The organism is Larkinella terrae (genome assembly GCF_009668025.1).
Taxonomy (GTDB): Bacteria; Bacteroidota; Bacteroidia; order Cytophagales; family Spirosomataceae; genus Larkinella; species Larkinella terrae.
Map to the genome: position 1 here is coordinate 1 of NZ_WJXZ01000006.1, position 14,422 is coordinate 14,422.

At 49.0% G+C, this 14,422-nt stretch carries 15 protein-coding genes and 1 tRNA gene; 8 read left to right on the top strand and 8 right to left on the bottom strand.

Annotated elements, in window-relative coordinates:
- Positions 1-243: 243 nt before the first annotated feature.
- Positions 244-320: transfer RNA gene (locus GJJ30_RS10450), tRNA-Asp, on the bottom strand.
- Between the two features lie 98 nt (positions 321-418).
- Between GJJ30_RS10450 and GJJ30_RS10455 the strand changes: the two genes are divergently transcribed.
- The 4 genes from GJJ30_RS10455 to GJJ30_RS10470 all read left to right on the top strand — a co-directional run bounded on the left by GJJ30_RS10455 (position 419) and on the right by GJJ30_RS10470 (position 4,397).
- A complete protein-coding gene (locus GJJ30_RS10455; RefSeq protein WP_154175099.1) occupies positions 419-940 on the top strand; it encodes a DinB family protein in 522 nt (173 codons plus the stop codon).
- A complete protein-coding gene (locus GJJ30_RS10460) occupies positions 937-2,034 on the top strand; it encodes a Nif3-like dinuclear metal center hexameric protein (protein WP_154175100.1) in 1,098 nt (365 codons plus the stop codon). The genes GJJ30_RS10455 and GJJ30_RS10460 overlap by 4 nt, the downstream gene beginning before the upstream one ends.
- A gap of 18 nt (positions 2,035-2,052) precedes the next feature.
- Positions 2,053-2,802 carry a zinc ribbon domain-containing protein gene (locus GJJ30_RS10465; protein WP_154175101.1) on the top strand — a complete coding sequence of 250 codons (750 nt, stop codon included), beginning with the start codon at positions 2,053-2,055 and terminating at the stop codon, positions 2,800-2,802.
- Between the two features lie 110 nt (positions 2,803-2,912).
- Positions 2,913-4,397 (top strand): tetratricopeptide repeat protein, encoded by a 1,485-nt coding sequence (locus GJJ30_RS10470; RefSeq protein ID WP_154175102.1) that lies wholly within the window; start codon positions 2,913-2,915, stop codon positions 4,395-4,397.
- Here GJJ30_RS10470 and GJJ30_RS10475 read toward each other — a convergent pair.
- The 3 genes from GJJ30_RS10475 to GJJ30_RS10485 form a co-directional block, all read right to left on the bottom strand.
- Entirely contained in the window at positions 4,375-5,106 is a 732-nt protein-coding gene (locus GJJ30_RS10475; RefSeq protein WP_154175103.1) for a LytR/AlgR family response regulator transcription factor, read from the bottom strand. The two genes, GJJ30_RS10470 and GJJ30_RS10475, sit on opposite strands and share 23 nt — an antisense overlap.
- A 94-nt stretch (positions 5,107-5,200) precedes the next feature.
- Positions 5,201-6,268 (bottom strand): sensor histidine kinase, encoded by a 1,068-nt coding sequence (locus GJJ30_RS10480; protein ID WP_154175104.1) that lies wholly within the window; start codon positions 6,266-6,268, stop codon positions 5,201-5,203.
- 171 nt (positions 6,269-6,439) lie between these two features.
- A complete protein-coding gene (locus GJJ30_RS10485) occupies positions 6,440-7,078 on the bottom strand; it encodes a histidine phosphatase family protein (RefSeq protein ID WP_154175105.1) in 639 nt (212 codons plus the stop codon).
- 154 nt (positions 7,079-7,232) lie between these two features.
- On the opposite strand from GJJ30_RS10485, the gene GJJ30_RS10490 reads away from it, so the two are divergent.
- Complete coding sequence (locus tag GJJ30_RS10490; RefSeq protein ID WP_154175106.1) at positions 7,233-7,652, top strand: hotdog fold thioesterase; 420 nt, start codon at positions 7,233-7,235, stop codon at positions 7,650-7,652.
- A gap of 115 nt (positions 7,653-7,767) precedes the next feature.
- Positions 7,768-8,217: a response regulator gene (locus tag GJJ30_RS10495; protein WP_170299164.1), complete on the top strand. Its 450-nt coding sequence runs from the start codon at positions 7,768-7,770 to the stop codon at positions 8,215-8,217.
- 11 nt (positions 8,218-8,228) lie between these two features.
- On the opposite strand, the gene GJJ30_RS10500 is transcribed toward GJJ30_RS10495, so the two are convergent.
- Complete coding sequence (locus GJJ30_RS10500) at positions 8,229-9,272, bottom strand: sensor histidine kinase (RefSeq protein ID WP_154175108.1); 1,044 nt, start codon at positions 9,270-9,272, stop codon at positions 8,229-8,231.
- A 1-nt stretch (position 9,273) separates the two neighbouring features.
- Positions 9,274-10,041 (bottom strand): LytR/AlgR family response regulator transcription factor, encoded by a 768-nt coding sequence (locus GJJ30_RS10505; protein ID WP_154175109.1) that lies wholly within the window; start codon positions 10,039-10,041, stop codon positions 9,274-9,276.
- A gap of 252 nt (positions 10,042-10,293) precedes the next feature.
- Here GJJ30_RS10505 and GJJ30_RS10510 point away from each other — a divergent pair, with 252 nt between their 5' ends.
- Positions 10,294-11,511 (top strand): chorismate-binding protein, encoded by a 1,218-nt coding sequence (locus GJJ30_RS10510; RefSeq protein WP_229313078.1) that lies wholly within the window; start codon positions 10,294-10,296, stop codon positions 11,509-11,511.
- 81 nt (positions 11,512-11,592) lie between these two features.
- Here the strand turns inward: GJJ30_RS10510 and GJJ30_RS32035 are convergent, their stop codons facing one another.
- Together GJJ30_RS32035 and GJJ30_RS10515 are read right to left on the bottom strand one after the other, a co-directional pair.
- Positions 11,593-11,739, bottom strand: a complete 147-nt coding sequence (locus GJJ30_RS32035; protein WP_170299165.1) for a hypothetical protein — start codon at positions 11,737-11,739, stop codon at positions 11,593-11,595.
- Positions 11,740-11,795: 56 nt separating this feature from the next.
- Positions 11,796-12,014: a hypothetical protein gene (locus GJJ30_RS10515; RefSeq protein WP_154175111.1), complete on the bottom strand. Its 219-nt coding sequence runs from the start codon at positions 12,012-12,014 to the stop codon at positions 11,796-11,798.
- A gap of 152 nt (positions 12,015-12,166) precedes the next feature.
- Here GJJ30_RS10515 and GJJ30_RS10520 point away from each other — a divergent pair, with 152 nt between their 5' ends.
- The gene (locus GJJ30_RS10520) at positions 12,167-14,413 is read left to right on the top strand and encodes an ATP-binding protein (protein ID WP_154175112.1); all 2,247 of its coding nucleotides are present in this window, start codon (positions 12,167-12,169) and stop codon (positions 14,411-14,413) included.
- The last annotated feature ends 9 nt before the right edge of the window (positions 14,414-14,422 follow it).

A 14,422-nucleotide genomic window follows, 5' to 3' on the forward strand; every position in this document is an offset into this window, starting at 1 on the left:
TTTCCAGAATGAACTCAGGCAGCAGGAACTGAATGATAGGTAAGAAACTCTCCAAAACAAATCGGTTTGATGAAAGCACAAACCTAGAAAAATCCTACGCACTCCACAACTTTTGGATTTGATCCCTTTTGGATTTGATCCAACTTTTGCAGGTGACCCTTTTCAGGTTCGCGCCACGAATCCGTTTTAGTCTATAAATAAAAAACGCTAACCTGTTGAGAGTTAGCGTTTTGTCTTTTTAGTTGGCGGACCGGACGGGACTCGAACCCGCGACCTCCGCCGTGACAGGGCGGCATTCTAACCAACTGAACTACCGATCCATTTACTTGCCTTCGGTTATTTCCCGAAAACGTGGTGCAAAGGTAGCCGCTTTTCGACACAACGCAATACCTTTGCTGGAAAAAACCGCAAAAAAAGTATGAAAAAACCTTCTTCAACGGAATATCCCATCGAAAGCTTCTTCGCCAGATACATCGATCTGGTTGATTCCGAGAACGTTATTGATGCTTTGCACCAGCAGTTCGCAATGGTAGAAAGTTTGTATAAAAATTTGACGGCCGCCCAGCAGGACTACCGATACGCCGAAGGAAAGTGGTCGCCGAAGGAAATGCTGCGGCATATGATCGACACCGAGCGGATTTTTACGTACCGGGCGCTGTGTATTGCGCGGGGAGAGCAACAATCGCTGCCCGGTTTTGATGAGAATTCGTACGCCAACAGCGCCAATTCCACGCTGCAATCGCGGCAGCAGTTGCTCAATGAGTACGGTTTTGTGCGGCAATCGACCCTTGCGCTGGCCGAAAGCCTGCCCGAAGAGGCTCAGCAGCGCATCGGAACGGCCAATGGTACGCTGGTTTCGTCCCGCGCTTTTTTCTCGATTCTGGCGGGTCACGAACGCCATCACTTGAACATTCTGGCGGAACGGTACGGCATAAAATGAAAATACACGCGATTACATCTTGCCTGGAAGCCTGGGCTCCGCTGGCTTATCAGGAAAGTTACGATAATGCCGGACTGATCGTGGGCGATGCCGCAGCCGAGGTAACGGGCGTTCTGGTGACGCTGGACGTGACAGAAGCCGTCGTCGATGAAGCAATCCGGAAAAATTGCAACCTGATTGTGGCCCACCACCCGATCGTGTTTCGGGGATTGAAGAAGCTAAATGGCCGGAATTACGTGGAACGGGTGGTGATTAAGGCAATCAAAAACGACGTTGCGATCTATGCCGCCCACACCAATCTTGACAATATTGCCGGTGGGGTGAGCTTTAAGATTGCCGAAAAGCTGGGCCTGACCAACGTTCGCGTGCTGACTCCGAAAGCGCAGCTGCTAAGCAAATTAGCGATATTTGTGCCTGATAATGAGACTCAAAAGGTATTAGACGCTTTGTACGAAGCTGGTGCCGGACAGATTGGTGCGTACGAACATTGTTCCTTTCGGGTGGGCGGAACCGGCACGTTCAAACCGCTGGAAGGCGCAAGCCCAACCGTCGGTGAGGTTGGTCGGGATGAGGAAGTGAAGGAGCAGCGAATTGAAGTCGTTTTTCCTACGTATCTGGAAAAACCGATGGTTTCGGCTTTGAAAAAAGCACATTCCTACGAGGTTCCGGCGTATGATTTATACGCGCTGACGAATGAAAACCAGGAAGTTGGTTCCGGAGCTGTTGGCGAGCTGCCGGATGCGTTGAGTGAAGCCGATTTTTTAGCCTATTTGAAAAACCGCATGAATCTTTCCGTGATTCGGCATACGGTTTTGCGAGGGCAGCCGGTTCGGCGGGTGGCAGTATGCGGAGGGGCGGGCGGTTTTCTGCTGAATGACTCCATTCGGGCCGGTGCCGATGTGTTTATAACGGCGGATTATAAGTACCACGAATTTTTTGACGCCGATAATCGAGTCATAATAACTGACATTGGACATTACGAAAGCGAAGTATTTACTAAAGAGCTGATTCAACAGTATTTGTTGAAAAAATTTGATACCTTTGCGGTGATTTTGTCCGAAATAGACACCAACCCGGTGCTATACTACTTATAGGCAGATAAAACCGCACGAATGGAACTGACGATTGCGCAAAAACTCGAAGCACTTCTTAAACTTCAATCAATTGATTCTCAGCTTGATGAACTAAAAAAGATCCGCGGTGACCTGCCGGAAGAGGTACGCGATCTGGAAGATGATATTGCCGGATTTGAAACCCGTATTGGAAAGTTTAACACCGATATTCAGGGACTCGAAGAAGAAATTGACCGGAATAAAGCCATTAAAAAGGATTCCGAGAAGCTGATTACCCGCTACAAGGACCAGCAGATGAACGTCCGCAACAACCGCGAATTTGACGCCATCTCCAAAGAAGTTGAGCTGCAAACGCTGGAAATTGAACTGGCTGACAAAAAAATCAATGAAGCCTCGTTCAAAATCCGCAACAAGCAGGAAGAAATTAAAGCAACGCAGTCGGCGCTGGACGAGCGGAAAGAAGATCTGAAAGCCAAAATGCAGGAGCTGAACCAGATCACATCCGAAAGCCGGGATGAAGAAAAAGCGCTGTTGAAAGACCGCGACGATCAGGCGACTCATATCGAAGAGCGGTTGTTGAAGTCATACAATAAAATCCGGGAAAACGCTTTGAATGGCTTGGCGGTTGTTGTCGTCAAGCGCGGTGCGTGTGGTGGTTGCTTCAACGTGGTGCCGCCCCAGCGTCAGGCCGACATTCGGGATAAAAAGAAAATCATCGTTTGCGAACACTGCGGACGTATTTTTGCCGACGTAGAAGGAATGCCGGAACCGGTTTCATCACGTCGCTGATATCAAGGAATTCTTTTCCAGGGAGAGGTCGCCGGAAGGTGGCCTTTTTTTGTATCTATGGATTGGTAACGGGTTTAAAACCGCTCCCGGCAAATTTCAATTTTCGCACCATGCGGATTCTGCTATTCTTATTGGTTTGTTTTCAGGTTTCCAAAGCCGCCGACTTCGAGTTCACTCCCAATCTGCAACGCGGCTATGCCGACATACTGAAATTAAAAGTACAGGGTGGGAGACAGGCGATCGCGGGTGATCTGGCGCAAGGCAATGGCGTGGCGGTTTACGTCGATGACTTTGCCGATATGGTTACGCTGCTGGTGTCCGACAATCCTAAACTTTACGGGCAATGGTCGGACCGGGAGGACCAGCGCCTGGATCGGCTCCGGGACCTGGATGAGAACTCCCCCTGGCAGCGGTTTGCGCAAGCCGAGGTGCGCTTGCACTGGGCGTTTGTCAAACTCAAATTCGGGAAAGAAGTCAGCGCCTGCTGGGACGTCATTCGGGCTTATAAGCTACTGGAGGAAAACCGCAAAAAATTCCCCGGTTTTCTGCCCACCTATAAATCACTCGGGCTGCTGCACGTCATGATTGGGGCGGTGCCGGACAATTATACCTGGGTAACCAACCTGCTGGGAATGCGCGGAAACGTGAAGCAGGGCCTGCAGGAAATCCGGACGGTTGCGCAGAAAGACGCCATTTTTCAGACGGAAGCGGAGCTGATCGATCTGTTGATTCGGGCGTATGTGCTGAAATTTACCGCTGCGGATTTCGCTAACCTCAAAAAAATGGTTCAGGAAAACCGGGATAATCTGCTGCTGCATTTTTTCGCCACCTCGGTTTTGATGAAAGATGCGCAAAGCGAAGAGGCATTTGGGTTTCTGAACAACCGACCCGCCGGGCCGGACTACCTGCCGTTCCCGATTCTGGAAGACTTAAAGGCCGATATTTTACTCCAGAAAGCCGATTATCCGCAGGCCGCAGCGGTTTATCGCCAGTTTCTGACGCAATACAAGGGCGTTAACTTTCTGAAAGACACCTATTACAAACTTTTTCTCTGCTACTGGCTGGCTGGAGAAGATGCCAAAGCGGAGCCGTTTCTCAGGCAGGTTTCGCAGGTAGGAGCCGCCGTGGTGGAGTCGGACAAGGTGGCTCAGAAATTTGCGGATCAGTATGCCAAGAAAGGAATTTCGCTAAAGGTCAAAATCCTGATGAAAGCGCGGCTGGCCACCGACGGCGGTTTTTACGAAACCGCCTTGCAAACGCTGCGGCCGTATTCGGAGGCTTCGTTTTCACTACTGGCCGAAAAAGCCGAGTTCAACTACCGCAAAGGCCGGATTGCCCAGCGTCAGGGCGATGTGGATGAGGCTCTTCCGTATTTCGAAAGAGCCATTGTATTGAGCGAAACCGATCAGCTTTCGTTCGGTGCTACCTCGGCCTTGCAACTCGGGTACATTTACCAGCAAAAACGCAATCCGGCCAAAGCCCGGCAGTATTTTCAGAAGGCGCTGAGTTACAAAAAACACGAATACAAAAACAGCATCGACAACAAAGCCCGGGCAGCCTTGAACGAGCTTTCTACAAACTCATCAACTCCTTGAAGCGAATGGCCTGCCGACGGCTGATTTCGATTTTGTCGCCCCCTTTCAGCGTCACCAGCAAACCCCCGCTGAACCACGGTTCGATTTTCTCGATCCAGGGCAGGTTGATAATGTGTTTGCGGTTGGCGCGGAAAAACGTATTGGGGTCCAGCCTGTCTTCCAGACTGTTGAGCGACTTCAACACGAGCGGTTTTTGATCGTCAAAATGCAGCCGGACGTAATTGCCCATCGACTCGAACAGGCGGACTTTGCCCAGCTTTACAAACCAGCACTTCTCGCCGTCTTTGACAAACACCTGATCATTTTCGCCCAGAACCTTGTTCGTATCCCGGCGGGGCGCTTCGGTTTCGGGGTGATGGTTGTTTTCCTCGATGCGGTTGATCGCTTCTGAAAGCCGGTTGAGTTCGATCGGTTTCAATAGGTAATCCAGCGCATTGTATTCAAAAGCCGTGATGGCGTATTCGTCGTAAGCCGTCGTAAAAATGACTTCCGGCGATTTGCCGTCGATGGCTGATAACAACTCAAAACCGTTCTTGCCCGGCATCTGAATATCCAGAAACAGCAGTTCGGGCTGGAGGTCATCGATCAATTTGAGGGCTTCGTCGGCATTGGCCGCTTCGCCGATTACTTCAATCTTCGGGAAATTATCCAACAACCGGCGGAGTTCGTTCCGGGCCAGCCGCTCGTCGTCAACAATCAGTGTTTTCATTCGATCAAGTTTATGGTTTGTAGTTCAGGGTTTATATTTTTTAGTTTAAAGTGACCGAATGCATCCGCCAACCATAAACCGTAGACGATAAACCTTAAACTTTCTTCAATTCTTCCGCCCGCTTGAACACGCCCGCCGATTGCAGCGGAATCACGACGTCGGCGCAAACAACATCGGCCGATTCCTGCAGAATCCGGAAGCTGGCTTCCGGGCCATAGAGCAATTCGAGCCGTTGGGAAGTGTTTTTCAGACCGAAACCGGACGAGGCTTCCGTGTTGCCCAGCACGCCGGTATTGCGAATGCGGATGTACAGCAACCGATCCTCCAGCCAGGTGGTCAGTTCGACAAAACCGCCCGAAATGGCTTTCTGAACGCCGTGTTTGATGGCATTTTCGACCAGCGTTTGCAGCATCATGGGCGGAACCTGCAGATATTGCGTTTTGGGATCAATTTCCAGGCGGCAATTCAGGCGGTCCTCATAGCGAACCTTTTCGAGGGCCAGGTAATCCTCAACAGTTTTGATTTCTTCCCGGAGTTCGACGGTTTTGCGACGGTCGGCCAGCAGCGAGTTGCGGAGAATATTGGAAAGCTGGGTGATGCTTTGCTGGGCTTTCGTGGGGTTTTCGAGCACCAGCGCCCGAATGCTGTTCAGGGCGTTGAACACAAAATGGGGATTCAGCTGGGACCGCAGAACCTTGGCTTCAGATTCGCGAATGGAGGTTTTGAGGAGAATTTTTTCAATTTCGGCATCCCCGGAGCGCTCCACATAATGATAAGCCGTATAGCTCAGAACCCAGGCCAGCATGCTTTTCCCCCAGTTCAGCAGATAGCCCAAAACAATGGATGGTTCATCGGACAGGTATTGCGGCAGCACCTGTTTGTCGATCGGCAGGTTGATGATGGTCATGATCACAGCCAGTACGAAAACCGAAAAAATAACCCGCGGAACTAGCTGAAAGAAAGGTAGTTGAACCCATCGCCATCGCTTAATCATCAACCGGTACAGGTGCGTTAGCAGAATGCAGAGGATGATGGTGGCAATGGCTTCGTAAAAATAATCCGCCCGGTAGCCTTCTTCAAAGGTAAAAATGGCGAACTCCGCCATGATGAGCATCGTCCACCCGACAATCTGACAAAACCAATATATTCTATTCTTAGACATGCGCTCACTTCAGGAATTTACGCCAAAGACATGGTACGTATAGCGAATATACTCTTTTAGTGGACGAAGTGAGGTTTTTATTACAGGAGTGGCAATATAGAAATGTCAGTTGTCGGTTTTCATTATGTGACCGAATTTGCTAAATCAATAACATTATGTAGTTGTCCGAAATTATTGGTGCATCACCAAAGCCAGCAGGTGGGTACTGTCGTTGGAAACTTCGATCGTAAATTCCTGGGTTTCGTAGGAATAATTCAGCTTATACAGGCAGAGGTTGCTGTGCTCGTACATGTCCATGTTTGCCAGCGATTCTTTCATCAGCCAGGGCAGCAAAATCCGGATGGCCCGGCCGTGCATGCAAATCAGGATAGGATTTTCGTCCGTTCGGGAGAGAATCAGATCGATAACCGGTTTTTGGCGAATCACCACCTGATCGGGACTTTCACCGTTTTCGGTGGGGAAATCGGTGTGTCCGGATGCCCAGTTTTCGATCAGGGTGCGGTAATATTCGTTGTCGAAACTATTGGGCATTTTGCCTTCCCGCGCGCCCCAGCTAATCTCGTTGAGACCTTCGAAGCTTTCGTGGGGAATACCGGCATCGATGAAATGCTGCACCGACTGCATGGTCCGGCGGAGTTTCGAGGTATACACTTTGGCGAAGGGGATGTGTTGATACGCCTGGTAGAACGCCAGCGCCTGTGCCTGACCCATCGCATTCAGATTTGAATCAACCCCACTGCCCTGAACAATGCCCTGCCGGTTGAAATCCGTTTCGCCGTGGCGAATGAGATAAATTGTCTTATGTTTCAAACTTAAAATAGGAAATAAAAAATACTAAATAGTCTATAACGAAGACGCCTACAGATAATTAAATACCGTTCAAAATTACGTTACTAACTATTCACTATTTTGATCTTAACTTACCCGCAAAAATGTCAGCAAAATTACGAAAAATCTTCATACTATGAAGCCAGATTGGACGATAGAATCATTACAACAATTTCATTCGAACTCGATTGTTAGTCATTTGGGTATTGAGGTTACGGAACTGGGTGACGGTTTTATGACGGCCCGAATGCCGGTCGATCACCGCACGCACCAGCCATTCGGAATTCTGCACGGGGGCGCATCGGTTGTGCTGGCCGAAACCCTGGGAAGCATCGCGTCATTTACGCAGCTCGACGATCCCAGCCGCCAGCGCGCCGTCGGATTGGAGATTAACGCCAACCACATTCGCTCGGTCAAGGAAGGCTGGGTGTACGGAAAAGTAACGCCGATTCACATCGGTCGGACAACGCACATCTGGGATATTCGGATTACCGACGAAGCGGGAAAACTGGTATGTGTCAGCCGCCTAACAGTGGCAGTACTGGATAATAAGTAAGTAATAAAGTAAAATTACCACAAAATAATTAAGTATTTATTCCGAAAAGATTTGCACAATTATTGTTGTCTGATAATTCATCTAGAAACGTGTTTAAATGAATTACGGAAACGCTATGAAAAACCCCGAAACGGATGAATTGGCATTTGATTTCCCCGGCCAGATTCCGGTAAAAGAACGTCCAACACTTTGCTTTATTGAAGATAACGATGACAATCTCACTCTCTATGAGTGGATCAACTCCCGCCACATGCCGGAGTATGCGTTTCAGCTCTACACCGATGAGCGTTTCCTCAAACAGCGTTTCGATGATTCCCTGCCCCGCCCCGATCTTATTTTTCTGGATTTAAAAATGCCTCAAATATCGGGAGTTCAGCTATTGACTAAAATGAAAGAGCACCCCAGCTGGAAACACGTTCCGGTAGTGATTTTTACGCATTCAACTTCGCCAAAGGACATGGAACAGTGCATGGATGCCGGTGCCGACGGTTTTTTTAATAAGGATATTTCAGTGCACGGCATTCGGTCACAGTTGACCGAAATTTGCGATATCTGGCTGAAATAAGCGGTTTTTCCTCATCCAATTACAACTTCCGTCGTCGGCGTCAGCAGGGGCACGCCGACGAGGAATTTTTCTTCGTCAAAGTAAATTGTAACCGGCGAGTCGGCGAGGAGTTTGTACTTGATCATGATGTTCTGCAATCCAATCTGGTTGGAGGGAACGGCCATTTTCTTTTTCTGCAAATTGTTTTCGACGTACAAATTCCCTTCCAGCGTATAAAGCCGGATCGTGAGCGGGCGACTGACCGCGATCACGTTGTGCTTGATGGCATTTTCCAGCAGAATCTGAAGCGTTAAGGGCGGAATCAGGTACGATAAATATTTGGAATCCAGGTCAAGGTCCATGAAAATACCGTCGCCGTACCGGGTTTTGAGCAGGTGGAAATAGGCTTTGATGAACTGGATTTCGTCGGTCAGCGGGCATAAATCGCGGTTATTTTGCTGGAGTAAATACCGGTAAACCGACGACAATTCGTCCACAAATAGCTCGGCCTGTTCCGCATCACTGGTGATGAGCGACGACAGCGAATTGAGGTTATTGAACAGGAAATGCGGATTGATCTGCGTTTTAAGCGAGTCAAGTTGGCTTTGCAGGTTTACTTTTTTCAGTTCCTGCGCTTCCGTGTAAGCCACTTTCCAGCGCTGGTACAGGTAAACGCCTTCGTAATAGGCGGCAATCTGGACGGTTCCGGCGAACGAAACGAGGGTATTGAAGAAGTACGGTTTGAAGAGGAAGTAATCTTCGGATTGCCAAAGGCCAATGAAATCGTAAAAAAACGTTTGGGTGATTCGGATGATGCTGGCAAAAAAGGCAAACCAGACGAGTTGGTAGAGCACCCGCTGGCGGGTTTGCGACAGGTCGGGCAATTTCCGGCGGGATAAAATGATGCCCCAGCGGTTGGTTTCCCAGACGATGACACTACCCAGGATAAAGAAGAACGGAATTCGCCAGTCGTCCGGATACGGAACGTTCGTGTAGCCGTACATGGCCCACTGACCCGTAAACGCCAGCAAAGGGACGCCCAGAATGCGCATCCACTTGTCATTCAGTTTCTGCATCTTACCTTCCGATCCAATCCTTAAAATCCCGCGTTCGGTCGCTGCTGACAACGATGTTCTGGGCAATACCGCCGGAATCCAGATCCACTTTAAGTTGCCCGTTAAGGTAGGAATGAATTTGCAAAACTGCTCTTACTTCAACAATAAACTGGTCGTTAATGCGGAAAAAACGGCGGGGTTCCAGAAATTCCTCCAGGGCGTCGAGGGGATAGTCCACCACGTACCGGTTTCGATTCCGGCCGTATAGATAGGTGATGCCGTCTTTCGCGTAAAAATAACTCACATCACCCGCGTCGATCGACAGCAATTGCTGCTGGTATTTGGCCAGAAACTGGCTCCGGAATTCCGGCTGACGGGTTTGTTTGCGGAGGTCGTCAACTAAAAAACCGATGTCGGTCGACGTCACTTTAGGCGATTTGATTCGGGAATATTTTGCCAGCATATGCCCGAGATCGTCTCTCTTGATCGGTTTTAACAAATAATCGAAGCGGTTTGCCTGAAAGGACTTTACCGCAAACTCGTCGTAAGATGTCGTGAAAACAACCGGACATTCGATGGAAACCAGGTTGAAGATTTCAAAACTCTGGCCGTCGGAAAGCTCTATATCCATCAGAATCAGGTCGGGCAGCGGGTGAGCCCTCAGCCAGCTGACCGTTGACTCAATACCGTCCGTTACGCCCCTGATCTCGATCGTCGGATCGGCCTGGTTCAGGAGTTTCACGAGTTTCTGAACGGCGAGCGGTTCGTCTTCAACGATTAGAATGTCCATAAATCTGCCAAAGGAAAAGAAGTAGAAGTACGAACTATTATTATCCAATAAAAACTAAATAATGGATAAACCGGAAAGATTTCAACCCGAATTGTTGTTTTTCTTGTTTGAATTGGGGAAGATTACAGTCAATCAACCGGAAAAATTTACGGGCAATAGCGATTTTTGCGCACAAAAAATAAGAACAAACTGTTATTCAAATAGAGCTTGATTTGCGTCACCGCTATTTAGATAATGCAATTTTCAACACACTTGTCATCAACTGTACAAACGCAGCAAACCAGTCATTCCGTCTGGCAGGCTGCCGTTCAGGCGGGTTATCCTGCTGCTATCTGGCGTTTGCCAAACCGCACGGATCGGGAAGTAATTATTGATGCATCCGGGCACGTTTCAACCGTCGTGATGGATTTGGAAGAGTTGCCGATGGGGTTTGCCGTTAGCCCATTTATTAATCCGGAAGCGGAAAATACCTTCTTTTTAAAGGCCGATTTCTACTGGCGTTTCGACGAAAACGGGACGGTTCTGGCCGCCCAGAATAAATTATCGGATGGACATCCGGCTTTTGAAGCCCTGTTCAGAAGCGAACCGTCAGGTAGTAAAAATGAGACCGTTTCAACGGTTAAAGTTATCGAACCTTCTGACAATCAGCAAAATAATTTTGAAAAGAACGTAGCTCGCGCCATTCGTCAGATCGAGCGGGGCACGTTCCGGAAGGTGGTGCTGGCCCGGACCAAAACCGTCCGGTTTGAGGAGCAGCCCGACATTCCGACGCTGTTCAACCGGCTTTGCAGTGCTTACCCAAATGCTTTTGTATCAGCGGTTTATCTGCCCGATCTCAACCAGATTTGGATTGGAGCTACCCCCGAACGACTGGTGAGCGTCGATGCCCGGGGAATTTTCAAAACCGTTGCGCTGGCCGGAACGCAACCTGCCTATGATACGGAAGGACGGCCCAAACGGACAATGGACGCGCCCTGGACGCAGAAAGAAATTGAAGAACAGGCGCTGGTCGGCCGGTATATTATCGGTTGTTTCAAGAAAATCCGGGTGCGAGAATACCTCGAAGAAGGCCCCAGAACCGTAGTCGCGGGCAATTTAATGCACCTTCGTTCCGATTATTCGGTTGATACACAGGTGCTTAATTTCCCACAACTCGGCACCGTCATGCTGCGGTTGTTACACCCGACCTCGGCGGTTTGCGGCATGCCCCGCGAAGCCGCTCAGGAGTTTATTCTGGACAACGAACTGCATCCGCGCGAATTCTACAGCGGTTTTCTCGGACCGGTTAATGTCTACCAGGCCGAAGGGCCGGAAACCCATCTGTTCGTCAATTTGCGCTGCATGAAATTGGAAGGGCAGGAGGGAACGCTCTACGCCGGAGCCGGCTTAACGGAAGACTCCGTTCCCGCCAAAGAATGGCGGGAAACCGAGCTGAAATGCGATACACTTTTGTCGTTGTTAACGAAATAAACGAATGAACAATTAACAATTAATAATGAACAGGCTGACGCCCACGATTCATTGTGCATTGTTAATTGTTCATTAATTAATTTACCGCTCTCCTTCCGCCGGTTCGTTTGGGGCGTGATGTTCTTCGGTTGTGCGGTTTCCCTGGGCACTGCTGGCCGATGACTGCGTATCGCTGTCGGGAGCGGTTTCTTCCGATTCCAGTTCGGGGTGTTCTTCTTCGGATTCCATTCAATTATGTGTTTATCGTGAAGGCTGAGTCAGGATAAGCGGCTCAACGTCACTGGTTAAACATCGTCTTCGTCGTCATCCTCTTCGAGATCATTGTCGTCATCATCGTCCGTGATGGTGAGCTCTTCTTCGTCATATTCCTCGTCGTCATCTTCATCGGGGCCGGAAGACAAGGCTGCGGAGCCGCCGTAGCCGCTGTTTGTCAGGTTTTCTGGATATTGAGCATCCGCAGAACGGTCGGCGCCGGGCGCAATTGGGCTGTTTGGAAGTGCCATTTCAATATAGGTTTAAGTGGAAATATCACTAAAACCCGACGCACGAAAGAAGGTTTGAAAGATTTTTAACCATTGACATAATGGTAACGATACTTTTAAAATAGTAACTATTCTTTTCTTTATATTTACCTGGATGCGAATTGATTACCGGCATGCTTCGACTAGTCTTATTGGTTCTTTCAGTTTTCTTCTTTGCCTTCAAAACCGCCTTAAGCCAAACCAATGCGGACCCGGAAAACCGTGCGGAATGGGAGCGGCTGAAAAAACAACCGATTACGGAAACCTCGTTTCGGACTGCCTGTGATCTGATGCAGGCCACCGGCCGAACCAACATCAACCGCAGTTACGAAATGCTGGCCGAGTACGTGCCGATGGTTCGGAAAACCAGCAACCGGGCGTGGGTGCACATTTTGTTGATGGGATGGGCAAGGGCCAAGTCTTCGATGATCTTTTCGGAAGAAGCCGAATCGCTCTACAGGCAGGCGCGCGAAAATGCCGGAAAGCACACCCGGTTTTACCGCGAAGCCCTTGTCGGCACGGTTTTGATGTACGGCGAGTGGGGCAAAATAGACCTGATGGACAACTACCTGAACCTGGGCGAAAAGGAATGTCAACAGGCGAATGACAGGGAAAATCTGTCGTTTCTCTACACGTTCAAGGCGATGGCTCATGCGTCCGATACCGCCATCTTGCATAGTTATCTCGAAAAAGCCATTGAGCTGGCGAAGAATCTACCGAACAAGAATGCCTTGTTTACAGCGCGTTACAACCTGGCCAATCAGTATTACCAATTCAACCCCCAAAAACAGGTCACTGAATTTGAAGCCTTGCTGGAACTGGCGAAAGATTCCAGCCTGAACAAGTATCCCCGAAAACTCTACGAACGAACCGCCTTTACGTTTCGAAATGCCGGACCGAGTGTTTATTACCAGCTGATGCAGATTAACCTGCTGCTAACCGACTACGAAAACGCCTGGAAATTTGCGGAGTTGTTCTATAATTCGACGGTCAAACCCAATCCGATGGGCGTGCAGGCAGCTTATTTCAATTCGGAAATTGCCATTGTTAAAACGTATCAAAACGATCTGGCGGCTGCCCGCAAGTACCTGACGATGAGTAAAGAGTTGTTTAAAGTGCCGGAAGCTCAAATTCCGTATTACGGTTATTTTCTGGCCGCCGGTTTTCTGGCGGAGAAGTCCGGGAACTACGGAAAAGCCTTGCAGTATTACGAAACTGTTCGAAAAATGGGCGGAGTGGGAGTAGGTTTAAACTTATTTCCTTCGGATATTTATTACGCTCATGCCCTGGTTTTGAATCAACAACTGGCAAAAGCCGGTCAGGTTTTTGATGAATTCCGGCCGCAGTTAAAAAATAGAGAATACACGGCGACCGGTTTTTATTTCTATAAATATTACGCCGATTATCTAAAGAAAAAAGGTGATTTTCAGGGATATAGTAAAGCGCAGGAGCAATTTGATACCGTCAAGGATTCGCTTATTAATCTGAATAAATACCGTGCTATTCAGGAGATTTTAGCGAAGGTTCGAATCCGCGATAAAGAACAGCAGATTGCGCGGTTAAATGAGGAAAGTCTCGCCCGCGATCGCGAAATCCGGCGCGAACGAATCTTTTATTCGGTTGCCATTGGACTGGCGGTTTTGACCATTGTACTCCTGATTTTATACCTGCGAAACCGCCAGATTCGCAGTCGGCAGAAGGAAGAATTGCAGCAACGAATGTTGGAGCAAATTGAAAAACAGCGCCACATAGAACTGATGGAGGGAATCATGCAGGCCGAAGAAAACGAGCGTCATAAGATCGCGGATCAGCTTCACGATGAGGTGAATACGATGCTGGCGCTGGCGTCGCTCAATATTTCATCGACGCTCGAAAACGGCATTCGCGATAACCGCTCGGAACAGAAACTTTATAAAACGCAGGAAGTGTTGACGTCGGTTTCGTCAACCATCCGCGGAATAAGTCACCGGTTGACACCTTTAACCATCGAGCGATCCGGTTTTCGGAAAGCGATTGAAGAACTGGCCGAAACGGTTAATCTGGCCGGAAAAATCGAGCTGGAAACCATCGTTGTCGGTTTCGAGGACAACTCAAAATATGCGGTTTCTTTTCTGAATGATCTGTTTCGAATTGTGCAGGAACTGGTGCATAACATTCTGAAACACGCGCAGGCCACCGACGCCCTGGTGGAAGTCATTGAACACGAAAAAACGCTTTCAATTGTGGTGGAAGACAACGGCGTCGGAATTCCGGACGATGCGATGAACAACGGGAAAGGATTGAGTGGAATGAAAGCGAAGGTTGCGTATCTTAACGGGCAAATCGAAATAAAACGAAAATCGGACAACGGAACGCTGGTTGTGATCGAAATTCCTACTTAATCATACGAT

What these genes read in the sequence shown, in the direction of transcription:
- GJJ30_RS10455 (WP_154175099.1), top strand. Translation starts at nt 419, where the DNA reads ATGAAAAAACCTTCTTCAACGGAATATCCCATCGAAAGCTTCTTCGCC.
- GJJ30_RS10460 (WP_154175100.1), top strand. Translation starts at nt 937, where the DNA reads ATGAAAATACACGCGATTACATCTTGCCTGGAAGCCTGGGCTCCGCTG.
- GJJ30_RS10465 (WP_154175101.1), top strand. Translation starts at nt 2,053, where the DNA reads ATGGAACTGACGATTGCGCAAAAACTCGAAGCACTTCTTAAACTTCAA.
- GJJ30_RS10470 (WP_154175102.1), top strand. Translation starts at nt 2,913, where the DNA reads ATGCGGATTCTGCTATTCTTATTGGTTTGTTTTCAGGTTTCCAAAGCC.
- GJJ30_RS10475 (WP_154175103.1), bottom strand. Translation starts at nt 5,106, where the DNA reads ATGAAAACACTGATTGTTGACGACGAGCGGCTGGCCCGGAACGAACTC.
- GJJ30_RS10480 (WP_154175104.1), bottom strand. Translation starts at nt 6,268, where the DNA reads ATGTCTAAGAATAGAATATATTGGTTTTGTCAGATTGTCGGGTGGACG.
- GJJ30_RS10490 (WP_154175106.1), top strand. Translation starts at nt 7,233, where the DNA reads ATGAAGCCAGATTGGACGATAGAATCATTACAACAATTTCATTCGAAC.
- GJJ30_RS10495 (WP_170299164.1), top strand. Translation starts at nt 7,768, where the DNA reads ATGAAAAACCCCGAAACGGATGAATTGGCATTTGATTTCCCCGGCCAG.
- GJJ30_RS10500 (WP_154175108.1), bottom strand. Translation starts at nt 9,272, where the DNA reads ATGCAGAAACTGAATGACAAGTGGATGCGCATTCTGGGCGTCCCTTTG.
- GJJ30_RS10505 (WP_154175109.1), bottom strand. Translation starts at nt 10,041, where the DNA reads ATGGACATTCTAATCGTTGAAGACGAACCGCTCGCCGTTCAGAAACTC.
- GJJ30_RS32035 (WP_170299165.1), bottom strand. Translation starts at nt 11,739, where the DNA reads ATGGAATCCGAAGAAGAACACCCCGAACTGGAATCGGAAGAAACCGCT.
- GJJ30_RS10515 (WP_154175111.1), bottom strand. Translation starts at nt 12,014, where the DNA reads ATGGCACTTCCAAACAGCCCAATTGCGCCCGGCGCCGACCGTTCTGCG.
- GJJ30_RS10520 (WP_154175112.1), top strand. Translation starts at nt 12,167, where the DNA reads ATGCTTCGACTAGTCTTATTGGTTCTTTCAGTTTTCTTCTTTGCCTTC.